The following is a 22,732-nucleotide window of genomic DNA, read 5'->3' on the forward strand; positions in this document are numbered from 1 at the left end:
GGTAAAGGGCGAGTGGTGTTTGCCATTGACGCTCTTGGTATCATGATTATGGCAACTTATGAAACTTTTGCGGCTGTTTACGATGCGGTCATGGACGACAGTTTATACGATAGATGGACGGATTTTTCGCTTCGTCATTTGCCTAAGACCAAGGAGAGAAAGAAACTCTTGGAACTGGCTTGTGGGACAGGAATTCAATCTGTGCGCTTCTCTCAGGCTGGTTTTGATGTGACTGGTCTTGATTTGAGTGCGGATATGTTGAAGATTGCTGAGAAGAGAGCGGCTTCAGCCAAGCAAAAGATTGAATTTATTGAAGGCAATATGCTGGATTTGTCCAAGTCAGGTCAATATGATTTTGTCACGTGTTACTCGGACTCTGTCTGCTACATGCAGGATGAGGTGGAAGTAGGGGACGTCTTTAAGGAAGTCTATAATGCTCTCAACGAAGATGGCATCTTCATCTTTGATGTGCATTCGACCTACCAGACAGATGAAGTTTTTCCAGGCTATTCCTACCATGAAAATGCGGAAGATTTTGCCATGCTATGGGATACCTACGAGGACGCGGCTCCTCACTCCATCGTGCATGAGTTGACCTTTTTTATCAAGGAGGCGGACGGTTCCTTTAGTCGCCACGATGAAGTGCATGAGGAGCGGACTTATGAGGTTCTGACCTATGATATTTTGCTGGAACAGGCTGGTTTCAAATCCTTCAAACTCTATGCGGACTTTGAGGACAAAGAGCCTACAGAAACTAGCACCCGTTGGTTTTTTGTCGCGCAGAAGTAGGAGATTATCATGACCATCACAGGTATTATCGCGGAGTTCAATCCTTTTCATAATGGGCATAAATACCTGCTGGAACAGGCAGAGGGGCTGAAAATCATTGCCATGTCTGGGAATTTTATGCAAAGAGGCGAGCCTGCTATCGTGGACAAGTGGACAAGGGCCCAGATGGCACTGGAAAATGGCGCAGACTTGGTAGTGGAATTGCCCTTTTTAGTCAGTGTTCAAGCAGCAGATTTCTTTGGTCAAGGAGCTGTGGATATCTTAGCTCAGTTAGGGATTGATAACTTAGCCTTTGGGACGGAGGAAGTTCTGGATTACCAGAAAATCGCTGACTTATACACAGAGCAGGCCACTGAGATGGAGAAATTTGTGGAAAATCTGCCTGACTCTCTCTCTTATCCACAGAAGACTCAGGCCATGTGGAAGGAATTTGCAGGTCTTGATTTTTCAGGCAATACGCCCAATCATGTCCTTGCTCTGGCCTATGCCAAGGCGGTTGCGGGACGAAATATCAAGCTGCATCCGATTCAGCGTCAGGGGGCTGGTTACCATTCTGTGGACCAGGATGTGGACTTCGCCTCGGCGACAGCTCTGCGTCAGCATCAATCAGACAAAAATTTCTTAGAAAGCTTTATGCCTTCTGTTGCCCTATTTGAGCAGGCCAGTAAGGTGAGCTGGGACGACTATTTTCCTTTACTCCGCTATCAAATCTTGTCAAATCTCGACCTAACCACCATCTATCAGGTCAATCAAGAAATGGCTGTGCGCATCAAAGATGCTATCAAAACGGCTCATTCTGTTGACGAATTGGTTGAAGCGGTTGCGACCAAGCGTTATACCAAGGCGCGTGTCAGACGCCTTTTGACTTATATTTTGGTGCAAGCTAGAGAAAGTGACTTACCAGAAGCTATTCATGTTCTTGGCTTTACTGAAAAAGGCAGACAACACCTTAAGTCTCTGAAAGGGCAGGTCAATCTAGTCAGCCGAATTGGCAAAGAACCCTGGGATGCTATGACCCAAAAGGCAGACCAGATTTACCAACTGGGAAAATCAAGTATAGCAGAGCAGAATTTTGGAAGAGTGCCGATAAGAATAGAAAGAAACTAAGTCTACTGAAAGGTAGGCTTTTTCTCAAATCTCTACTAAACTACTGTTTCTAAACAAGAAGTTTATTTTAGCAAATGTGTTTTAATTTACCCAAAACATATTCTATTTTAGGTTTGTGAAAATCACTTTTTTATGGTAGAATGTAAAAGAATGTATGTCATTCGGAATAACAATAAAATGAGGTAAAAACATGGAGATCATGTCGCTTGCGATTGCTGTTTTTGCCGTCATCATTGGTTTAGTCATTGGATATGTCAGCATCTCAGCCAAGATGAAATCATCTCAGGAAGCTGCAGAGTTGATGCTTTTAAATGCTGAACAAGAAGCAACTAATTTACGTGGACAAGCTGAACGTGAAGCAGATTTACTTGTTAATGAAGCCAAGCGTGAAAGCAAGTCTCTTAAAAAAGAAGCACTATTGGAGGCCAAAGAAGAAGCCAGAAAATACCGTGAAGAAGTGGACGCTGAATTCAAATCAGAACGTCAAGAACTCAAACAAATCGAAAGTCGTTTGACAGAGAGAGCTACCAGCCTTGACCGTAAGGACGACAATTTGACGAGTAAAGAACAAACACTTGAACAAAAAGAACAAAGTATTTCTGATAGAGCGAAAAACCTTGATGCGCGTGAAGAGCAATTAGAGGAAGTCGAAAGACAAAAAGAAGCAGAACTAGAGCGTATTGGTGCTCTGTCTCAGGCAGAAGCACGAGATATTATCTTGGCTCAGACAGAGGAAAACTTGACCAAGGAGATTGCCAGTCGCATTCGTGAAGCTGAGCAAGAGGTCAAGGAACGTTCTGACAAAATGGCCAAGGACATCCTGGTTCAAGCTATGCAACGTATAGCTGGTGAATATGTGGCGGAGTCAACTAACTCAACGGTTCACCTGCCAGACGATACTATGAAGGGACGCATTATTGGTCGTGAAGGTCGTAACATTCGTACCTTTGAAAGTTTGACAGGGGTCGATGTGATTATCGACGATACACCAGAAGTGGTGACCTTGTCAGGATTTGATCCGATTCGTCGTGAAATTGCCCGTATGACTATGGAAATGTTGCTCAAAGATGGTCGTATCCACCCAGCTCGTATCGAGGAGTTGGTTGAGAAAAACCGTCAAGAGATTGACAATAAGATCCGTGAATACGGTGAGGCAGCAGCCTATGAGATTGGTGCGCCAAACCTTCATCCAGACTTGATGAAGATTATGGGACGTTTGCAGTTCCGTACTTCTTATGGACAAAATGTCTTGCGTCATTCGATTGAGGTCGCTAAGTTGGCTGGTATTATGGCCAGCGAGCTTGGTGAGAATGCGGCTCTTGCCCGTCGTGCTGGATTCCTTCACGATATCGGGAAAGCTATTGACCGTGAGGTTGAAGGTAGCCACGTTGAAATCGGTATGGAATTGGCTCGTAAATATAAGGAACACCCAGTTGTGGTCAATACCATTGCTAGTCACCACGGCGACGTTGAAGCCGAAAGCGTAATTGCAGTAATCGTTGCCGCAGCAGATGCCTTGAGTGCAGCCCGTCCGGGTGCTCGTAGTGAGTCTCTTGAAAGCTACATCAAACGTCTTCATGATTTGGAAGAAATTGCTAACGGCTTTGAAGGAGTGCAAACTAGCTTTGCCCTTCAAGCAGGACGTGAAATCCGCATCATGGTCAATCCAGGACAAATCAAGGACGACAAAGTCACAATCTTGGCTCATAAAGTTCGTGAGAAAATTGAAAACAATCTCGATTACCCAGGAAATATCAAGGTAACCGTGATTCGTGAACTTCGTGCAGTAGATTATGCTAAATAAATAAGAAAGAGCAGTTGAAAAATTACTGCTTTTTTGTTACACTAGATAGAAAGACTGTAAAGGATAATCTGGCTTTTTGTCATTATTCTAGAGAAATGTTATTTCACAGACTGACTAAAGGAGACACAATGGCAGACCGAGGCTTACTAATCGTTTTTTCTGGTCCTTCAGGGGTTGGAAAAGGAACGGTTAGAAGAGAGATTTTTGAGAGTTCTGAAAACCAATTTCAATACTCTGTATCGATGACGACACGCGCACAACGTCCTGGAGAAGTGGACGGTGTTGACTATTTCTTCCGTACTCGCGAAGAGTTTGAAGAGCTGATTCGTCAAGGACAGATGTTGGAATACGCAGAATATGTCGGCAACTACTATGGCACTCCTCTGACCTATGTCAATGAAACCTTGGACAAGGGGATCGATGTTTTCCTTGAAATTGAAGTTCAAGGAGCTCTTCAAGTCAAGAAAAAGGTTCCAGATGCTGTCTTTATCTTCCTGACACCGCCAGATTTGGATGAATTACAAGACCGCTTGGTAGGTCGTGGAACAGATAGTGCAGAAGTGATTGCCCAACGAATCGAAAAAGCCAAGGAAGAAATTGCGCTTATGCGTGAGTATGATTATGCGATTGTCAACGATCAGGTGCCCCTAGCTGCTGAGCGTGTCAAACGTGTGATCGAAGCAGAGCACTTCCGTGTGGACCGTGTCATTGGTCACTATCAGGAGATGTTACCAAAATCTCCAACTACCCGATAAAATTTAGAAAATAGGTACAAGCAAATGATGTTAAAACCCTCTATTGATACCTTGCTCGACAAGGTTCCATCAAAATATTCACTCGTAATCTTGGAAGCAAAACGTGCCCACGAATTGGAAGCAGGTGCGCCAGCAACTCAAGGTTTCAAGTCTGAAAAATCAACTCTTCGTGCTTTAGAAGAAATCGAATCAGGAAACGTTACAATTCACCCAGACCCAGAAGGAAAACGTGAAGCAGTGCGTCGCCGTATCGAAGAAGAAAAACGCCGCAAAGAAGAAGAAGAAAAGAAAATCAAAGAGCAAATCGCTAAAGAAAAAGAAGATGGTGAAAAAATTTAAGGTTGGGGGGACTCAATCTTATTTTTTCTATTGCAAGAATGTACTGACAAGGAGGAGGTGAGAAGATGGCTGTAGCTAAAATTATTGTGGATGTGCCCTTGATGCAGACGGACCAACCCTATAGTTATAGGATTCCGGAGGAATTTGAGGGAATGCTGGAAGTTGGGATGCGGGTCCATGTGCCTTTTGGTAAGGGCAATCGCCTGATTCAAGGGATTGTTCTTGGTTTGGAGTCTCAATCAGATGAGGAAGAGATGGAGCAAGATTTAAAAGATATTGCGGAGGTGTTGGATTTTTCTCCTGTTCTCACGCAAGAACAACTCTGGCTGGCTGAGGAGTTACGCAAGTTCGTCTTCTCCTACAAAATCTCCATCCTCAAGGCTATGCTACCAGGATTTCTGAACTCTAGCTACGACAAGATTCTCTATCCTCTGGCAGGTCTGAGTCAGGAAGACCGAGAGCGTCTATTTGGTTCAGAAGATTCGCTAGCCTTTTCTTCTCTGGATTTAGCTAAGCAAGCTGAAATGATGCATTTGACTAGAAAAGGCCTGCTTGGTCTGGAATATCAGGCAGTCGATCAAAAGAAGGTCAAGACCCAGTCTTGGTATGAGGTGAATCTTGCTCAATTAGAAAGTGTCGAGATTTCTGCACGCGCCAAGAAAAAGTTGGAATTGAGAGACTATTTGCTGTCTCATCCAGAGAGTGCTTCTTTGGCTAGTTTGTTAGAGTCCTACTCGCGGGAGCAAGTCAACTTCTTTGTAGAACAAGGTGCTGTGACCATAGTCCAAAAGGAAGTTCAACGCTCGGCTGCTTATTTTGAAGGAATTGAAACAAGTCAGTCTTTGGAATTGAATCCAGAGCAAAGGCAGGCGCGTGATGCGGTTGTCAGTGCGATTGGCAGTCATCAGCCTCCCTTCCTCCTTCAAGGGATTACAGGAAGTGGGAAGACCGAGGTTTATTTGCAGATTATCCAAGGGGCCTTGGACAAAGGCAAGACAGCTATTTTGCTGGTGCCTGAGATTTCCTTGACTCCACAGATGACCGAGCGTTTTATTGCTCGTTTTGGTGAGAAAGTGGCCATTCTTCATTCAGGCCTGTCCAATGGTGAAAAGTATGATGAATGGCGCAAAGTGGAACGTGGCGATGCTCAAGTTGTTGTGGGTGCCAGATCGGCCATCTTTGCTCCGCTGAAAAATCTGGGTGTTATGATTATCGATGAAGAGCATGAAGCGACTTATAAGCAGGACAGCAATCCCCGTTATCATGCTAGAGAAGTGGCTATTTTACGGGCCCAATACAATCAAGCGGCATTGGTTCTTGGTTCAGCAACTCCTAGTCTGGAAAGCCGTGCTCGGGCTGGCAAAGGTGTCTATCAACATTTACGTCTGACCCAACGCGCCAATCCTTTAGCTAGGATCCCTGAGGTTCAAGTAATTGACTTTCGAGACTATATCGGACAAAATGAGACATCAAACTTTACGCCCCCTTTGTTAGAAGCTATTCAGGACCGTCTGGCTAAAAAAGAGCAGGTAGTTCTCATGCTCAATCGCCGTGGCTATTCTAGCTTTGTCATGTGTCGGGAGTGTGGGACGGTGGATACTTGTCCTAACTGTGACATTTCCTTGACCTTGCACATGGATACCAAGACCATGAATTGTCATTATTGTGGTTTTTCTAAGGACATTCCTCAGGTCTGTCCTAACTGTAAGAGTCGAAGTATTCGTTACTACGGGACGGGAACTCAGAAGGCTTATGATGAGCTGGCAGAACTCTTTCCCCAGGCCCGTATTTTACGGATGGATGTGGATACGACTCGAAAGAAAGGCAGTCACCAAGCTCTTCTTGACCAGTTTGGACGAGGGGAAGCAGATATTTTACTAGGTACTCAGATGATTGCCAAGGGATTGGATTTTCCCAATGTGACCTTGGTCGGAGTTCTAAATGCCGATACAGCCTTGAATCTGCCTGATTTCCGTTCTTCTGAGAGAACCTTCCAGCTCTTGACTCAGGTGGCAGGCCGTGCAGGTCGTGCTGAAAAAGCTGGTCAGGTCTTGATTCAGTCTTACAATCCGCAGCACTATGCTATTCGATTTGCCAAGGATCAGGACTACGAAGGCTTTTATGCCTATGAAATGGGAATTAGACGACAACTTGGTTATCCACCTTACTATTTCACCATTGGAATTACCCTTTCTCACAAGAAGGAAGAAGAGGTGGTCAAACGTGCCTATGAAGTCATGAATATTTTGCGGTCAGGTTTGTCTGAAACCAGTGACATCCTTGGGCCGACGCCAAAACCGATTGCTCGTACCCACAACCTCTATCATTACCAGATTTTGATTAAATACCGTTTAGAAGATGAGCTAAGTCCGACCCTCAACCAGGTCTTGGCCTTGACTCAAGAACGGGAAAATAGTGAGCTCCGTCTCAGCATTGACCATGAGCCGCAGCAATTTTTATAAGAAGGAGAAGATATGACAAAATTAATCTTTATGGGGACACCCGACTTTTCAGCAACAGTTTTAAAAGGACTTTTGACAGATGACCGTTACGAAATTCTAGCCGTTGTGACCCAGCCAGACCGTGCTGTTGGTCGTAAAAAAGTGATCCAAGAAACCCCAGTCAAGCAGGCTGCCAAAGAGGCAGGACTTCCTATCTACCAACCTGAAAAATTATCTGGAAGTCCAGAGATGGAAGCTATTATGCAGTTAGGAGCAGATGGAATTGTGACTGCTGCTTTTGGCCAGTTTCTCCCAAGTAAACTCCTTGATAGCATGGACTTTGCTGTCAATGTTCACGCTTCTCTTCTTCCTAAACATCGTGGTGGTGCGCCTATCCATTATGCCTTGATTCAAGGGGATGAGGAAGCTGGTGTGACCATTATGGAAATGGTTAAGGAAATGGATGCAGGAGATATGATTTCTCGTTGCAGTATTCCTATCACGGATGAGGACAATGTCGGCACCTTGTTTGAGAAATTGGCGCTAGTTGGTCGTGATTTGCTTTTGGATACTTTGCCTGGCTACATTGCTGGTGACATCAAACCTGAACCACAGGAACTAAGTCAGGTTACTTTCTCGCCAAATATCAAGCCAGAAGAAGAAAAACTAGATTGGACTAAAAGCAATCGTCAACTCTTTAACCAAATCCGTGGAATGAATCCGTGGCCTGTTGCCCATACTTTCCTTAAGGGCGACCGCTTTAAGATTTATGAAGCCCTACCAGTAGAAGGTAAGGGAAATCCAGGTGAAATTCTCTCTATCGGCAAGAAAGAATTGATTGTCGCAACGGCAGAAGGGGCTCTATCCCTCAAACAAGTGCAGCCAGCTGGTAAACCTAAGATGGACATTGCTTCCTTCCTCAACGGAGTTGGACGCACATTGACAGTAGGAGAACGATTTGGTGATTAAAGTAGAAACAGCTAGAAGTTTATCCCTAGCAGTATTAGAGGATGTTTTTATCAATCAAGCATACTCAAATATCGCCTTAAATAAGCATCTCAAGGGAAGTCAGCTCTCTGTAGCAGACAAGGGCTTGGCGACCGAGCTGGTCTATGGAACAGTAGCCCGTAAACTGACTCTGGAATGGTACTTGTCCCACTTTATTGAAGACAGAGATCAGTTAGACAGCTGGCTCTACGTCCTTCTTCTCATGAGTGCCTACCAGCTCCGCTATTTGGACAAGATTCCAGATCATGCTGTGGTCAATGAAGCAGTAGAATTGGCCAAAGTCCGTAAAAAAGGCAGTGAAAAATTAGTCAACGCCGTCCTTCGTCGTATTCTGCGTGAAGGCTGGCCAGATATTGCTAGCATAAAACGAAAAAACAAGCGTGATTCCATTGCCTATTCTCTCCCAGTTTGGCTAGTTGCCAAGCTCAAGGAAGAATACGGAGAAGAGCGAGCGCAAGCTATCTTTGAAAGCCTTTTGGTGCGAAACAAGGCCAGTATTCGTGTAACGGACCTAGGACGAAAAGAAGAAATCCAAGTTTTGTTGGAGGCCAGTGTTTCATCCTTGTCTCCCTCTGGTCTTGTGAAGGAGCAAGGGCATTTTGCAGGCCATGATTTGTTTGCGGATGGAGCCATTACCATCCAAGACGAGTCCAGTCAGCTTGTTGCTCCGACGCTTGATTTAAAAGGGCATGAGCAGGTTCTAGATGCCTGTGCGGCTCCGGGTGGAAAAACAGCTCATATAGCCTCTTATCTCACGACAGGTCAGGTTACTGCTCTGGACTTGTACGACCACAAGTTGGATTTAATCCAAGAAAATGCCCAACGTCTGGGAGTTGCAGACAGGGTTCAAACGCAAAAATTAGATGCCAGAAAAGTGCATGAGTTTTTTGGTCAGAATTCATTTGATAAGATTTTGGTGGATGCTCCCTGTTCAGGAATTGGTCTTTTGCGCCGTAAACCAGACATCAAATACAATAAAGAAACGGCAGATTTCGCGTCCTTGCAGGAAATTCAGCTAGAAATATTAGGTAGTGTTTGTCAAACACTACGCAAAGGTGGTATAATAACTTATAGTACCTGTACTATTGTCTCAGAGGAGAACTTTCAAGTCGTACAGGCATTTTTAGAAAGTCATCCTGAATTTGAGCAAGTAACACTAGAACATGAATGTAAGGATATCATGAAAGATGGCTGTATCCTCATCACCCCTGAATTGTATGGAAGTGATGGATTCTTCATCAGTCAATTTCGCAAGATATCGGATTAGGAAGGAACTAACACATGGAAATTTCATTATTAACAGATGTTGGTCAGAAACGAACAAATAACCAAGACTATGTCAACCATTATGTCAATAGAGCTGGACGTACTATGATTATCCTAGCTGATGGTATGGGAGGTCATCGCGCAGGGAATATCGCTAGTGAGATGGCGGTAACAGACCTAGGTGTAGCTTGGGTAGATACTCAAATTGATACAGTTAATGAAGTGCGTGAATGGTTTGCTAACAACCTTGAGATTGAAAATCAAAAGATTAACCAATTGGGACAAGATGATGCCTATAAAGGAATGGGAACAACTCTAGAAGCTGTTGCTATTATTGGCAATCAGGCTATCTATGCCCACATTGGGGATTCTCGTATCGGTTTGATTCGTGGAGAGGAATACCACCAGTTAACAAGCGACCATTCTTTGGTCAATGAATTGCTCAAGGCTGGTCAATTGACACCTGAAGAAGCAGCTAGCCACCCACAGAAAAATATTATTACCCAGTCAATTGGTCAAAAAGACGAAATTCAGCCTGATTTTGGAATGATTACCCTTGCGACAGGAGATTATCTCCTACTTAATAGCGATGGATTAACCAACATGATTTCAGGCAGTGAGATTTGTGATATTGTAACCAGTGATATTCCTTTGTCAGATAAAACAGCGACGCTCGTGCGTTTTGCTAACAATGCAGGAGGTTTAGACAATATTACGGTTGCCCTTGTTTCTATGAACGAGGAGGATGAAGAATGATCCAAATCGGCAAGATTTTTGCCGGACGCTATCGGATTGTGAAACAGATTGGCCGAGGAGGCATGGCAGATGTCTATTTGGCCAAGGATTTAATTCTAGATGGAGAAGAAGTGGCAGTGAAGGTCCTGAGGACCAACTACCAGACGGACCCAATAGCTGTAGCTCGTTTTCAGCGTGAAGCGAGAGCTATGGCAGATCTAGACCATCCTCATATCGTTCGGATAACAGATATTGGTGAGGAAGACGGTCAACAGTACTTAGCTATGGAGTACGTAGCAGGACTTGACCTCAAGCGCTATATCAAGGAACATCACCCTCTTTCAAATGAAGAAGCGGTCCGAATCATGGGACAAATCCTCTTGGCTATGCGCTTAGCTCATACTAGAGGCATTGTTCACCGTGATTTGAAACCTCAAAATATCCTCTTGACACCAGATGGGACTGCCAAGGTCACAGACTTTGGGATTGCGGTAGCCTTTGCAGAGACGAGTCTGACTCAGACCAACTCTATGCTTGGTTCGGTTCACTACTTGTCACCAGAGCAGGCGCGTGGTTCTAAAGCGACTGTACAGAGTGATATCTATGCCATGGGGATCATCTTTTATGAGATGTTGACAGGACATATCCCTTACGATGGGGATAGTGCAGTGACCATAGCCCTCCAGCATTTCCAGAAACCATTGCCATCGGTTATAGCTGAGAATCCATCTGTGCCTCAGGCTTTAGAGAATGTTGTCATCAAGGCAACTGCCAAGAAATTGACAGATCGTTATCAGTCAGTTGCAGAGATGTATGTGGACTTGTCTAGTAGTTTGTCTTATAATCGTCGCAATGAGCCTAAATTGGTGTTTAATGATACCACTAAGGCTGACACCAAGACTCTTCCTAAAGTTCCACAAAGTACCTTGACTTCGATTCCTAAGGTGCAAACACAAAGTCCAAAGCCACAGACTGCGAAGCCGAGTCAGCAGGCTTCAGAGGACAATTACGCAACCAAGCCTGTTAAGAAACGGAAATTTAGAGTTCGCTATATGATTTTGTTGGCCAGCATTGTATTGGTGGCAGCTTCTCTTATTTGGATACTATCCAGAACTCCTGCAACCATTGCCATTCCAGATGTGGCAGGTAAGACAGTGGCGGAAGCCAAGGAAACCCTCAAGAAAGCCAATTTTGAGATTGGCGAGGAGAAATCAGAGGCTAGTGAAAAGGTGGAAGAAGGGCGGATTATCCGTACAGATCCTGACGCTGGAACTGGTCGAAAAGAAGGAACGAAAATCAATTTGGTTGTCTCATCAGGTAAGCAATCTTTCCAATTGAGCAATTATATCGGCCGTAAATCGACCGATGTTATCGCAGAACTCAAGCAGAAGAAGGTACCTGAAAATCTCATCAAGATAGAGGAAGAAGAATCAAGCGAGAGTGAAGAAGGAACAGTTCTTAGACAGAGCCCGTCAGCTGGAACAACTTATGATTTGAGTAAGGCCTCAACAATTACTTTAACTATTGCTAAGAAAGTAACCAGCGTTGCTATGCCAAGTTATATAGGATCTAGTCTTGAATTTACTAAAAATAATCTCGTTCAAATTGTCGGTATTAAAGAAGCCAACATTGAAGTTGTAGAAGTTACCACAGCTCCTTCCGGAACTGCTGAAGGTACCGTCGTTGAACAGAGTCCAAGAGCAGGTGAAAAGGTAGATTTGAATAAGACACGCATCAAGATTTCAATTTACAAACCGAAAACACCGCCGTCAACATCATCATCAGCACCAGCCCAACGTGGCAACCAAGGTTCTACTACAACACCAAGTCAGGGGAACCAGCAAGGAAATCAACGAGGAGATACTCATTCTACTAATCAATCAAGTAGTGAGGGAAGCCACGAAAATTCACGTAATTAAATGAATCTTTGTCATGATTTCATGGCAAAGATTTTTTTTGACTCCAGATTTGTGATAGAATAGAGGAAGTTGATAAAAGGAGGAAAGTATGGAAGAATCAAGAGAATTAAATGCCGTCATCGATGTGATTATGTTAGCTGGAACCATTCTTCTCAAAAGTGGCTCAGAGATTCATCGTGTAGAAGATACCATGATTCGGATTGCGCATTCACAGGGGATTGTGGATTGCAATGTTCTTGCCATGCCTGCTGCCATCTTTTTCTCCATTGAAAATACCAATATTTCGCGAATGAAACGCGTGACCTCATCTTCTTATAACATCGAAAAAGTCTGTGATGTGAACCAAATTTCTCGTCAGTTGGTAGGAGGAAATCTTGATTTAGAGACAGCCTTCAAGCAATTGAAGGCCTTGCAAGCCCAGCCCCTTCCTTATACTAAGTTGCAGGTAACTTTGGCTGCAACCTTTAGTGCTCCTTTCTTTTCGATTATGTTTAGTGGAAATATCTACGACGCACTTGGGGCAGGAGTGGCTACCTTATTTGGTTTTGCCTTTTCCCTCTATGTAGAGAAGTTTATCCGAATTCCCTTTGTGACAGCCTTTGCTGGAGCCTTTGTTTTTGGGATGATAGCCCAGTTTTGGGCTCGCTACACAGGCTTTCCTTCAACGGCAGATTTGATTATAGCTGGTGCGGTCATGCCTTTTGTACCAGGGATTGCCTTGACCAATGCGGTTCGTGATATTATGACCAACCACATAAACTCTGGTATGAGTAAGATGTTTGAATCCCTGCTCATTACCCTTGCTTTAGGGGCGGGAACTTCTGTCGCCTTGGTATTGATGAATTAATATGACACTAACAACCTTTTTATTACAAGCAGTAGCAAGTCTTCTTGCTATTATCACTTTTTTAATCGTACTCAATGTGCAACGCTCTATGCTCTTACCTGGAGGGATTTTGGGCATGGCTGTCTGGCTAATCTATCTCTTGCTCAAGGAACCGACCAATGTTATTGTGGCTACTTTTATTGCAGCCATTATCGGTTCTTGTGTCAGCCAGATTTTAAGTATTCTTTATAAGACACCTGCTGTGGTCTTTATCTTGGCCATCTTGGCACCTCTGGTTCCGGGTTATCTTTCCTATCGGACAACTGCCTTTTTTGTGACAGGAGATTACAGTCATGCCATTGCTAGTGCAACCTTGGTTGTTATGTTGGCTTTGGTGATTTCCATTGGAATGGCTAGCGGAACAGTGATTCTCAGACTTTATTCTCACTTACGAAAACAGCATAATGGTTAGAATAATAAGCGACTTGATTTGGTGAATCAAGTCTTTTTTCTCTCTTTTACTGCTATTTGTGATAAAATAGTATAGAACGATTTTTTACAATGAATGATAAAACAGAGGTAAATATGACAATCGGTATTGATAAGATTGGTTTTGCGACCAGTCAATATGTCTTGAAATTACAAGACTTAGCAGAAGCGAGGGGAATTGACCCTGAAAAATTAAGCAAAGGACTCTTGCTCAAGGAATTGAGTATTGCGCCCCTAACTGAGGATATCGTGACCTTGGCGGCCAGTGCAAGTGATTCTATTTTAACTGAGCAAGAGAGACAAGAAATTGACATGGTCATTGTGGCTACTGAGTCAGGAATTGACCAAAGTAAAGCTGCAGCCGTCTTTGTGCATGGCTTGCTTGGCATCCAGCCCTTTGCTCGTAGTTTCGAGATTAAAGAAGCCTGCTATGGAGCGACAGCTGCCCTTCATTATGCCAAATTGCATGTGGAAAATTCTCCAGAGTCCAAGGTCTTGGTCATTGCCAGTGATATTGCCAAATACGGTATTGAAACTCCAGGAGAACCAACTCAAGGTGCTGGAAGTGTGGCCATGTTAATTACACAAAATCCACGCATTATGGCCTTTAATAATGACAATGTGGCCCAGACTCGTGACATCATGGATTTCTGGCGTCCAAATTACTCAACAACTCCTTATGTAAATGGTGTTTATTCTACCCAACAATACTTGGATAGTTTGAAAACGACTTGGCTTGAATACCAAAAACGCTACCAGCTTACTTTAGATGATTTTGCGGCTGTTTGCTTCCACTTGCCTTATCCTAAATTAGCTCTAAAAGGCTTGAAAAAAATCATGGATAAGAACTTGCCTCAAGAGAAAAAAGACCTCTTGCAAAAGCATTTTGACCAGTCTATTCTCTACAGTCAAAAGGTGGGGAATATCTACACTGGTTCCCTCTTCCTTGGACTTTTGTCTCTCTTGGAAAATACAGATAGTTTGAAGGCTGGGGATAAAATTGCCCTTTATAGTTACGGAAGTGGTGCTGTGGCTGAGTTCTTCAGTGGTGAATTGGTTGAAGGATATGAAGCTTATCTGGATAAAGACCGTTTGAATAAGCTCAACCAACGAACTGCCCTGTCTGTTGCTGACTATGAAAAAGTCTTCTTTGAGGAAGTGGACTTGGATGAAACAAATTCTGCCCAGTTTACTGGCTATGAAAATCAAGACTATGCCTTGGTTGAAATTGTCGACCACCAACGCCGTTATAGCAAGGTTGAAAAATAATGAAGATAAGTTGGAATGGATTTTCTAAAAAATCATACCAAGAGCGCCTCGAGCTGTTAAAAGCTCAGGCGCTCCTTAGTCCTGAGAGACAAGCGAGTCTGGAGCAGGATGAACAGATGAGTGTGACTGTGGCAGACCAGCTGAGTGAGAATGTAGTGGGAACTTTTTCTCTGCCTTATTCGCTGGTCCCAGAGGTCCTCGTCAACGGTCAGGAATACACAGTTCCCTATGTGACAGAAGAACCCTCTGTGGTTGCTGCGGCCAGCTATGCCAGCAAAATCATCAAGCGTGCAGGTGGCTTTACTGCTCAAGTCCATCAGCGTCAGATGATTGGACAGGTAGCCCTTTATCAAGTTGATGATTCTGATCTAGCGCAAGTGCAGATTGCCAGCAAGAAAGCAGAACTCTTGGAACTTGCCAATCAAGCCTATCCTTCTATCGTTAAACGAGGAGGTGGGGCGCGTGATTTGCATGTAGAACAGATAAAAGGCGAAACAGACTTCCTTGTTGTTTATCTCCATGTTGATACCCAAGAAGCCATGGGAGCCAATATGCTCAACACCATGCTGGAAGCCTTGAAACCAGTCTTAGAAGAACTCAGTCAGGGACAAAGTCTCATGGGAATCCTATCTAACTACGCGACCGATTCTCTGGTGACTGCAAGCTGTCGCATCGCCTTTCGCTACTTGAGCCGCCAAAAGGATCAAGGACGAGAAATTGCAGAGAAGATAGCCTTGGCTAGCCAGTTTGCGCAGGCTGATCCGTATCGAGCTGCTACTCACAATAAAGGGATTTTTAACGGTATTGATGCCATTTTGATTGCCACTGGTAATGATTGGCGTGCCATTGAGGCAGGAGCCCATGACTTTGCCAGTCGAGATGGACGCTATCAAGGTCTTAGTCAATGGACACTGGACATGGAAAGAGAAGAATTGCTCGGTGAGATGACCCTGCCCATGCCTGTAGCGACCAAGGGTGGCTCTATCGGTCTCAACCCTCGTGTAGCCCTAAGTCATGAATTACTGGGAAATCCTTCTGCTAAAGAATTAGCTCAGATTATCGTTTCTATCGGGCTTGCCCAAAACTTTGCAGCCCTGAAAGCCTTGGTCAGTACAGGGATCCAGCAAGGCCACATGAAATTGCAGGCCAAATCCTTGGCACTTCTCGCAGGTGCTAGTGAATCTGAAGTTGCTCCCCTAGTCGAGCGCCTCATCGCAGATCAAACCTTTAACTTAGAGACAGCCCAGCGTTATCTCGAAAACTTAAGATCATAAAAAAACTCAGACGAATCGGTCTGAGTTTTCTTGTGCTTAAATACTTTTTCCCGGTAAAAGAGTAACTGGTAAGAAGTAACCAGTTGTCGCGACCTCCTTGCCTTCGATTTTTTGTAAGAGGAGGTCAACAGTGAGGCAGGCAATCTCTTCCAAGGGTTGCTTAATAGTAGCCAGTTGAGGATAGTAATTTTCGATAAAGTAGGTACCATCATAGCCGATGACCTTGAGCTCTTCTGGTACAGAAATTCCCAGTTCCTGAGCAATTTTAATGACTAGAATAGCAGTTAAATCATCCGAAGCAAAGATGGCATCTGGTTTTTGATGGGTCAAGATATTCTTGATTTCCATTTCTTTTCTGACAGGAGAAAAGTCACTGGAAACATTGATAATAGGTGCTTTGGGGAGAACAGATGCAAAACCAGCGTGGCGTAGTCCAGTTGGCGAATTGGAATTGTCATTCCCTGTAATCATGATAATAGACTGGGCACCTGTCTTGACTAAGGTTTGGGCGGCTAGAACCCCACCAGCATAGTTGTCAGAGGAGACGACAGGAATGTCTGGTGACAGATTGCGGTCAAAGGAAATAATCGGCGCTGTCACGCGATTGTAGTCTTCGATTCCTAGGTTATGACTACCCGAAATGATGCCGTCCACTTGATTGGCTTCTAACATTTCTATGTATTCACGTTCCTTCTCAGAATCGTGCTCACTGTTGCAGATGATGGTCTTGTAACCATTTTTGAAGAGTTGGTGTTCCAATTTATCAATCAATTCTGCATAGAAAACGTTGGAAATATTGGGGAAAATCAAACCGATTAATTTGGCTGATTTTCCTTGCAAACTACGAGCTAGGTTGTTGGGTTTATAGCCCAATTCCCGCATGGCTTCATTGACCTTTTGAATGGTTTTTTCAGATAGATAGCCTTTTTTATTGATAACCCGAGAAACGGTAGTAGGGCTGACGCCTGCAAGTTTGGCGACATCAGTTAGTTTTGCGACCATAATCTAATTCATAGTAAGTTCCAGTTGGGTTTCCAGATTTAATCAGGATACCATTTTGGTCCGCATGTGGGAAGACACGACCAGAAAATACTTTTTCTCCTTTATTGATGAAAATTTCAAAGACAGAGTTATCGATGAAGATTGTAGCAGTAGTAGCCTGGTTATCGATTGGGCAAGAACGAGTTGTTCCAAATTCTTGGGCATACTGTTCTCCAGCCTGGCTACGATCCACTGTTACTTGACCATTTACAAGGTCAAAGTTGATTGAAAGTCCCTTACCTTCTTTATCAGCAAGTAGGACAATTTCGCTCTGGCTATTAACTTCCAAGTTGAGTTCGAGTTCGTATGTGTTCTTGGTTTGAACACGGTTTGAGAAGGCTTCTTCAGAGGCACGAAGGTCCTTGATGGCTGCGACTGGGTATTGGTAGAGCTTGCCGTCTTTGATAGTGAGTTCCTTGACCAAAGAGAAGGTTCCTTGGTGGTCAAAACGGTCAGATGGATATGAAACATCAGGTAAACCAAGCCAGCTAACAGCTAGAGCACGTCCATCAGGAGCGTTGAAGGCTTGAGTTGCATAGGCTTCGAAACCATAGTCCATGTTTTGAAGTTGAGATACATCTACCATTTTGGCATTTTCAGGGTCAAAGGAAGCCCCAATCTTATACATATTTGGATAGATATTGTCGTAGTCTAGAACTTTCTTATCCAATCCTTGTGGACAGTAGAGAAGGACAGGTTGCTCGCCTACAAAGACCAGGTTTGGACATTCCATCATGTAGGCAGTACAGTCGTTAGCAAAGTCAAGGTTGCCAACGGCTTGCCAGTTTGTATAGTCGTTGTCTACAGCCTTGTAGAGACGGACGAAGCCTTTTTTCTCCAAGTCCTGTCCACCGACGATAGCATAGTATTGGTCCTTGAAGTTAAAAATTTGCGGATCACGGAAGTGGTCAGTTGAGTCTGCTGGCTGGTCAATCAAGATCTTGTCAATCTTTGTAATCTTGCCATCCTTGTTCATCAAAGCTCCAATCTGGTAAGGGTGACGGATCCAGTTTTCATCGCGAACATTTCCTGTATAAAATAGGAACAAGTTATCGCCAAACTGCATGGCAGAACCAGAGTAGGCACCGTGGCTATCTAATGGAGTATCAGGCAAAACTTTGACTCCGATTTCTGTAAAGTGCACTAAATCATCACTTTCAAGCTGCACCCAAGACTTTAACCCATGGGCTGCACCAAAAGGAAAGTTTTGATAAAAAACAATCCACTTGCCATCAAAGTAAGAAAAGCCATTTGGGTCGTTGAGAAGTCCTGTTTTTGGCTCAACATGGTAATGAGTATGCCATGGAGATTGTGCCATATTTTCTTTAATATTTTGAATTTCTTCTTGCGTCCAATCTTGATAGAGTCTGTAACGACGCTCAGTTGTCCATTCCATTCATTCATTCCTCCAAAAATCTTATCACTTTTAATAGTAACCGTTTTCGATAAAAAATGCAAGCCTTTTATGTTAAAAAAGAGAAAAAACTGTCAAACGTTTATCATAAATAAAAATAAGAAAATCAATCAACTTTTCAAGAAAATATGAAAGATAATGAAATAAAAGCCTTTTCAACCAAGATTACAAACTTATTTTTTCAAGGAATACCTGATAAAACAATCAAAAACAATCAATCTAAAGCGTGCCCACTAAGTGGATAGAATATTTTTTCTGCAAAACGCTTGACATATTTTTAAAACATGATAAAATAATAGTCGTAAGGGCGGATAAAATCGCTTTCAAACAAGAACAAAATTTTATATAAGGAGATTTTTGCAAATGAACAATCAGGAAATTGCAAAAAAAGTCATCGCTGCCTTGGGCGGACGTGAAAATGTCAACAGTGTAGCTCACTGTGCCACTCGTCTACGCGTCATGGTTAAAGATGAAGGAAAAATCAATAAAGAAGCGATTGAGAACTTGGATAAAGTTCAAGGTGCTTTCTTTAACTCAGGTCAATACCAAATCATCTTTGGTACAGGTACAGTCAACAAAATGTACGATGAAGTTGTTGCACTTGGTTTGCCAACATCATCTAAAGATGACATGAAAGCAGAAGCTGCCAAACAAGGGAACTGGTTCCAACGTGCTATCCGTACTTTCGGTGACGTTTTCGTTCCAATCATCCCAGTTATCGTAGCGACAGGTCTCTTTATGGGTGTGCGTGGTCTCTTGACTGCTCTTGGAATGACACTTCCAGCTGATGTGACAACTTACACTCAAATCTTGACAGATACAGCCTTTATCATCTTGCCAGGTTTGGTTGTGTGGTCAACCTTCCGTGTATTCGGTGGAAATCCAGCCGTTGGTATCGTTCTTGGTATGATGCTTGTTTCTGGCTCACTTCCAAACGCTTGGGCAGTCGCTTCAGGTGGTGAAGTAACAGCTATGAACTTCTTTGGTTTCATCCCTGTTGTTGGTTTGCAAGGTTCCGTTCTTCCAGCCTTCATCATCGGGGTTGTCGGAGCTAAATTTGAAAAAGCTGTCCGCAAGGTTGTTCCAGATGTGATTGACCTCTTAGTAACGCCATTCGTGACACTTTTGGTTATGTCTATCCTTGGACTCTTTGTCATCGGACCAGTCTTCCACGTCGTTGAAAACTACATCCTTATCGCTACAAAAGCGATCCTCAGCTTGCCATTTGGTCTTGGTGGTTTCTTGATCGGTGGGGTTCACCAATTGATCGTCGTATCAGGTGTGCACCACATCTTCAACTTGCTTGAAGTTCAATTGCTTGCTGCTGACCATGCTAACCCATTCAACGCGATCATCACAGCTGCTATGACAGCTCAAGGTGCTGCGACTGTTGCGGTTGGTGTTAAAACTAAAAATCCAAAACTAAAAACACTTGCTTTCCCAGCTGCTCTTTCTGCCTTCCTAGGTATTACAGAGCCTGCTATTTTCGGGGTTAACTTGCGCTTCCGTAAACCATTCTTCCTTTCATTGATTGCTGGTGCAATCGGTGGTGGATTGGCTTCTATCCTTGGACTTGCTGGTACTGGTAATGGTATCACCATCATCCCTGGTACAATGCTTTACATCGGTAACGGACAACTTGCCCAATACCTTCTTATGGTAGCTGTATCATTCGTTCTTGGTTTCGCTCTTACTTATATGTTTGGTTATGAGGATGAAAAAGAAGTTGCTACTGAAGTAGAGACAGAACGTTTGGTTCAAGAAGAAACAACTGGTAACATTCCAGCAGCTCTTCAAAATGAAACACTTGTAACTCCTATCGTTGGTGATGTTGTTGCTCTTGCTGATGTCAATGATCCAGTCTTCTCAAGTGGAGCTATGGGGCAAGGTATCGCTGTGAAACCAAGTCAAGGTGTGGTATATGCACCAGCTGATGCTGAAGTTTCAATTGCCTTTCCAACAGGACACGCTTTTGGTTTGAAAACAACTGATGGTGCTGAAGTTTTGATCCACGTTGGTATTGACACTGTATCTATGGATGGTGAAGGTTTTGAAGCAAAAGTTGCTCAAGGTGACAAGGTTAAAGCTGGCGATGTTCTTGGAACATTTGATTCAAACAAAATCGCTGCAGCTGGTCTTGATGATACAACAATGGTTATCGTTACAAACACAGCTGACTACGCTTCAGTAGCTCCAGTCGCAACAGGTTCAGTTGCGAAGGGGGATGCTGTGATTGAAGTGAAAATCTAATTAATCCTCTCAAAATGAAAACGAACAAATGACATGTTTGTTCGTTTTTGCTTGAATGGTAAGATTTACAGAGGAAAATCTAAAAAATAGAGAAATTTAGACTTTCGAAATATGCTATAATAAAGAAAATAAAAACAAGAGGTTTATCATGACAAAATTATATGGAAGCTTGGAAGCGGGCGGTACAAAGTTTGTCTGTGCTGTCGGTGATGAAAACTTTAACGTTGTAGAAAAAACACAATTTCCAACAACAACTCCAATCGAAACAATCGATAAAACAATTGAGTTCTTCTCAAAATTCGATAATCTTGCTGGTCTTGCAGTTGGTTCATTTGGTCCGATTGATATTGATAAAAACTCAAAAACTTATGGCTTTATTACAACAACTCCAAAACCAAACTGGGCAAATGTGGACTTGCTTGGTGCCCTTCGTCGCGCCCTCAACGTGCCAATGTACTTCACTACAGACGTAAACAGCTCTGCTTATGGTGAAGTGGTTGCCCGTAACAATGCTGGTGGCCGTATCGAAAACTTGGTTTACTACACAATCGGTACAGGTATCGGTGCAGGTGTCATCCAACGTGGTGAGTTTATCGGCGGTGTGGGTCATCCTGAAATGGGTCATTACTATGTGGCTAGACACCCAATGGATATTGAAAAAGAGTTTAAGGGTGTTTGTCCTTTCCATAAGGGATGTCTGGAAGGCTATGCAGCTGGTCCAAGTTTGGAAGCTCGTACAGGTGTACGTGGGGAAAATATTGAACTCAATAACCCTGTTTGGGACGTTCAAGCCTACTATATCGCTCAAGCTGCGGTTAATGCGACAGTGACTTTCCGCCCAGACGTGATTGTCTTTGGTGGAGGGGTCATGGCTCAACAACACATGCTGGACCGTGTCCGTGAGAAATTTACATCTCTTCTCAATGGTTACCTACCAGTACCAGATGTGCGTGATTACATCGTGACGCCAGCAGTCGCAGGGAATGGTTCTGCCACACTTGGGAACTTTGTCCTTGCAAAAGAAGTTTCAAAATAAAGCACAAAATCCGCTTGGGAAACCAAACGGATTTTGTAGTTGAAAACAATATTTTTGAGCCTTTCCTTAAGTGATTACGGACGGTAGCGACTTTCTTCGAAATTCCATACCTAAACTTTGAGCCTAATGTCTCAAAGTTTCCGAACACCTGAAATCATTAGATTTCAGGTGTTTCTATCACGGCGGAAAGGCTAGGTAAGTCCTCGCCTCACTATCGAAAAATAGATATGATTTTCATACCAAAGTATATTTAGTATCAAGCTATAGTCAATCTACGTTCTAAAAATCCGCTTGGGAAACCAAACGGATTTTTTACATGTCAAAGCATTTGCCAGAAGAAGTCGATAATATAGGTCAGACCATAGGTATAAACCACGAGAGTAAATGGTTTGGTCAGAATGATGATGGTCATATAGCGCTTGAAACTCATCTTGGTCAGGGCAGCCAGCATACAGAGAAAGTCAGCTGGACTAATGGGCCAAATCATCATAAAGATAAAGAAACGGTCAAAACGATTGCCCTTATCCAACCAACCGATATACTTGTCATAGGTGCGCTTGTTGACGACAGACTGGACAAAGGCAGCCCCATAGAGGCGCACTAGATAAAAGATAATGGCACAGCCAATCACGATGCCGATATAGTTGTAGATAGTCCCGATGATGTGCCCGTAAATAAAGACCCCAGCCACCGAGGTCAAGGCCCCTGGGATGATAGGGACTACAGTCTGTAAAATCTGTAAAAAGATAAAGAGAGGTGGCCCCCAGATACCTGCTTGCTGGATAAAGGCAGAGAGGGTTTCCTTAGACTGTAAAATCCCAGCCTGATAAGCCCAAATACAGAAAATCAAACTCCCAACCCCACCGACAATCGATGAGATGTTGATAACTTGCTGCAGAAGGGGAGAAACAGCTTTCATTTGTTTATCCTGTGACATGTAAACTCCTCATAGATAGTATATTTCTACTAT

19 protein-coding genes are annotated in these 22,732 nt (G+C 43.5%); 16 read left to right on the forward strand and 3 right to left on the reverse strand.

Features of this window, described 5'->3' with window-relative positions; translation table 11 throughout:
* Positions 1-48 precede the first annotated feature (48 nt).
* The 14 genes from N8O43_RS07030 (at position 49) to N8O43_RS07095 (ending at position 16,021) form a co-directional block, all read left to right on the forward strand.
* Positions 49-789, forward strand: coding sequence for a class I SAM-dependent DNA methyltransferase (locus N8O43_RS07030; RefSeq protein ID WP_314726016.1), 741 nt, complete (start codon positions 49-51; stop codon positions 787-789).
* A gap of 9 nt (positions 790-798) precedes the next feature.
* A complete protein-coding gene (locus N8O43_RS07035; protein WP_261089870.1) occupies positions 799-1,896 on the forward strand; it encodes a nucleotidyltransferase in 1,098 nt (365 codons plus the stop codon).
* 190 nt (positions 1,897-2,086) lie between these two features.
* Positions 2,087-3,700, forward strand: coding sequence for a ribonuclease Y (locus tag N8O43_RS07040; protein ID WP_000404936.1), 1,614 nt, complete (start codon positions 2,087-2,089; stop codon positions 3,698-3,700).
* 128 nt (positions 3,701-3,828) lie between these two features.
* A complete protein-coding gene (gene gmk / locus N8O43_RS07045; RefSeq protein ID WP_000775041.1) occupies positions 3,829-4,455 on the forward strand; it encodes a guanylate kinase in 627 nt (208 codons plus the stop codon).
* Between the two features lie 24 nt (positions 4,456-4,479).
* A complete protein-coding gene (rpoZ, locus tag N8O43_RS07050) occupies positions 4,480-4,794 on the forward strand; it encodes a DNA-directed RNA polymerase subunit omega (protein WP_000979235.1) in 315 nt (104 codons plus the stop codon).
* Positions 4,795-4,859: 65 nt separating this feature from the next.
* On the forward strand, positions 4,860-7,256 hold the full coding sequence (locus N8O43_RS07055) for a primosomal protein N' (RefSeq protein ID WP_261089871.1): 2,397 nt from the start codon (positions 4,860-4,862) through the stop codon (positions 7,254-7,256).
* A 12-nt stretch (positions 7,257-7,268) separates the two neighbouring features.
* Entirely contained in the window at positions 7,269-8,204 is a 936-nt protein-coding gene (gene fmt / locus N8O43_RS07060; protein ID WP_261089872.1) for a methionyl-tRNA formyltransferase, read from the forward strand.
* The gene (rsmB, locus tag N8O43_RS07065) at positions 8,197-9,510 is read left to right on the forward strand and encodes a 16S rRNA (cytosine(967)-C(5))-methyltransferase RsmB (RefSeq protein WP_261089873.1); all 1,314 of its coding nucleotides are present in this window, start codon (positions 8,197-8,199) and stop codon (positions 9,508-9,510) included. Before fmt ends, rsmB begins: the two co-directional genes overlap by 8 nt.
* Before the next feature lie 14 nt (positions 9,511-9,524).
* The gene (locus tag N8O43_RS07070; protein ID WP_261089875.1) at positions 9,525-10,265 is read left to right on the forward strand and encodes a Stp1/IreP family PP2C-type Ser/Thr phosphatase; all 741 of its coding nucleotides are present in this window, start codon (positions 9,525-9,527) and stop codon (positions 10,263-10,265) included.
* Positions 10,262-12,163, forward strand: a complete 1,902-nt coding sequence (gene pknB / locus N8O43_RS07075; protein WP_261089876.1) for a Stk1 family PASTA domain-containing Ser/Thr kinase — start codon at positions 10,262-10,264, stop codon at positions 12,161-12,163. The genes N8O43_RS07070 and pknB overlap by 4 nt, the downstream gene beginning before the upstream one ends.
* Before the next feature lie 88 nt (positions 12,164-12,251).
* Positions 12,252-13,010, forward strand: coding sequence for a threonine/serine exporter family protein (locus N8O43_RS07080; protein ID WP_061088331.1), 759 nt, complete (start codon positions 12,252-12,254; stop codon positions 13,008-13,010).
* Between the two features lies 1 nt (position 13,011).
* Complete coding sequence (locus tag N8O43_RS07085; protein WP_020901615.1) at positions 13,012-13,461, forward strand: threonine/serine exporter family protein; 450 nt, start codon at positions 13,012-13,014, stop codon at positions 13,459-13,461.
* A 113-nt stretch (positions 13,462-13,574) separates the two neighbouring features.
* On the forward strand, positions 13,575-14,747 hold the full coding sequence (locus tag N8O43_RS07090; RefSeq protein WP_261089877.1) for a hydroxymethylglutaryl-CoA synthase: 1,173 nt from the start codon (positions 13,575-13,577) through the stop codon (positions 14,745-14,747).
* The gene (locus N8O43_RS07095; RefSeq protein ID WP_261050819.1) at positions 14,747-16,021 is read left to right on the forward strand and encodes a hydroxymethylglutaryl-CoA reductase, degradative; all 1,275 of its coding nucleotides are present in this window, start codon (positions 14,747-14,749) and stop codon (positions 16,019-16,021) included. Before N8O43_RS07090 ends, N8O43_RS07095 begins: the two co-directional genes overlap by 1 nt.
* Positions 16,022-16,057: 36 nt before the next feature.
* Here N8O43_RS07095 and N8O43_RS07100 read toward each other — a convergent pair whose 3' ends face one another.
* Both N8O43_RS07100 and N8O43_RS07105 read right to left on the reverse strand, forming a co-directional pair.
* Positions 16,058-17,023 carry a LacI family DNA-binding transcriptional regulator gene (locus N8O43_RS07100; protein WP_084886730.1) on the reverse strand — a complete coding sequence of 322 codons (966 nt, stop codon included), beginning with the start codon at positions 17,021-17,023 and terminating at the stop codon, positions 16,058-16,060.
* The gene (locus tag N8O43_RS07105; protein WP_261089878.1) at positions 17,004-18,458 is read right to left on the reverse strand and encodes a glycoside hydrolase family 32 protein; all 1,455 of its coding nucleotides are present in this window, start codon (positions 18,456-18,458) and stop codon (positions 17,004-17,006) included. Before N8O43_RS07105 ends, N8O43_RS07100 begins: the two co-directional genes overlap by 20 nt.
* A gap of 381 nt (positions 18,459-18,839) precedes the next feature.
* On the opposite strand from N8O43_RS07105, the gene N8O43_RS07110 reads away from it, so the two are divergent.
* Both N8O43_RS07110 and scrK read left to right on the forward strand, forming a co-directional pair.
* Positions 18,840-20,726 (forward strand): sucrose-specific PTS transporter subunit IIBC, encoded by a 1,887-nt coding sequence (locus N8O43_RS07110; RefSeq protein ID WP_261089879.1) that lies wholly within the window; start codon positions 18,840-18,842, stop codon positions 20,724-20,726.
* A 148-nt stretch (positions 20,727-20,874) separates the two neighbouring features.
* Positions 20,875-21,762 carry a fructokinase ScrK gene (gene scrK, locus N8O43_RS07115; RefSeq protein ID WP_000164310.1) on the forward strand — a complete coding sequence of 296 codons (888 nt, stop codon included), beginning with the start codon at positions 20,875-20,877 and terminating at the stop codon, positions 21,760-21,762.
* A gap of 319 nt (positions 21,763-22,081) precedes the next feature.
* Here the strand turns inward: scrK and N8O43_RS07120 are convergent, their stop codons facing one another.
* A complete protein-coding gene (locus N8O43_RS07120) occupies positions 22,082-22,699 on the reverse strand; it encodes a TVP38/TMEM64 family protein (protein WP_218757418.1) in 618 nt (205 codons plus the stop codon).
* Positions 22,700-22,732: the final 33 nt, after the last annotated feature.

Origin of the sequence: Streptococcus mitis, assembly GCF_946190335.1 — a bacterium.
Taxonomy (GTDB): domain Bacteria; phylum Bacillota; class Bacilli; order Lactobacillales; family Streptococcaceae; genus Streptococcus; species Streptococcus mitis_CH.

Coding starts and splice junctions, on each gene's coding strand:
- N8O43_RS07030 (WP_314726016.1), top strand. CDS start 49: ATGGCAACTTATGAAACTTTTGCGGCTGTTTACGATGCGGTCATGGAC.
- N8O43_RS07035 (WP_261089870.1), top strand. CDS start 799: ATGACCATCACAGGTATTATCGCGGAGTTCAATCCTTTTCATAATGGG.
- N8O43_RS07040 (WP_000404936.1), top strand. CDS start 2,087: ATGGAGATCATGTCGCTTGCGATTGCTGTTTTTGCCGTCATCATTGGT.
- gmk (WP_000775041.1), top strand. CDS start 3,829: ATGGCAGACCGAGGCTTACTAATCGTTTTTTCTGGTCCTTCAGGGGTT.
- rpoZ (WP_000979235.1), top strand. CDS start 4,480: ATGATGTTAAAACCCTCTATTGATACCTTGCTCGACAAGGTTCCATCA.
- N8O43_RS07055 (WP_261089871.1), top strand. CDS start 4,860: ATGGCTGTAGCTAAAATTATTGTGGATGTGCCCTTGATGCAGACGGAC.
- fmt (WP_261089872.1), top strand. CDS start 7,269: ATGACAAAATTAATCTTTATGGGGACACCCGACTTTTCAGCAACAGTT.
- N8O43_RS07070 (WP_261089875.1), top strand. CDS start 9,525: ATGGAAATTTCATTATTAACAGATGTTGGTCAGAAACGAACAAATAAC.
- pknB (WP_261089876.1), top strand. CDS start 10,262: ATGATCCAAATCGGCAAGATTTTTGCCGGACGCTATCGGATTGTGAAA.
- N8O43_RS07080 (WP_061088331.1), top strand. CDS start 12,252: ATGGAAGAATCAAGAGAATTAAATGCCGTCATCGATGTGATTATGTTA.
- N8O43_RS07085 (WP_020901615.1), top strand. CDS start 13,012: ATGACACTAACAACCTTTTTATTACAAGCAGTAGCAAGTCTTCTTGCT.
- N8O43_RS07090 (WP_261089877.1), top strand. CDS start 13,575: ATGACAATCGGTATTGATAAGATTGGTTTTGCGACCAGTCAATATGTC.
- N8O43_RS07095 (WP_261050819.1), top strand. CDS start 14,747: ATGAAGATAAGTTGGAATGGATTTTCTAAAAAATCATACCAAGAGCGC.
- N8O43_RS07100 (WP_084886730.1), bottom strand. CDS start 17,023: ATGGTCGCAAAACTAACTGATGTCGCCAAACTTGCAGGCGTCAGCCCT.
- N8O43_RS07105 (WP_261089878.1), bottom strand. CDS start 18,458: ATGGAATGGACAACTGAGCGTCGTTACAGACTCTATCAAGATTGGACG.
- N8O43_RS07110 (WP_261089879.1), top strand. CDS start 18,840: ATGAACAATCAGGAAATTGCAAAAAAAGTCATCGCTGCCTTGGGCGGA.
- scrK (WP_000164310.1), top strand. CDS start 20,875: ATGACAAAATTATATGGAAGCTTGGAAGCGGGCGGTACAAAGTTTGTC.
- N8O43_RS07120 (WP_218757418.1), bottom strand. CDS start 22,699: ATGTCACAGGATAAACAAATGAAAGCTGTTTCTCCCCTTCTGCAGCAA.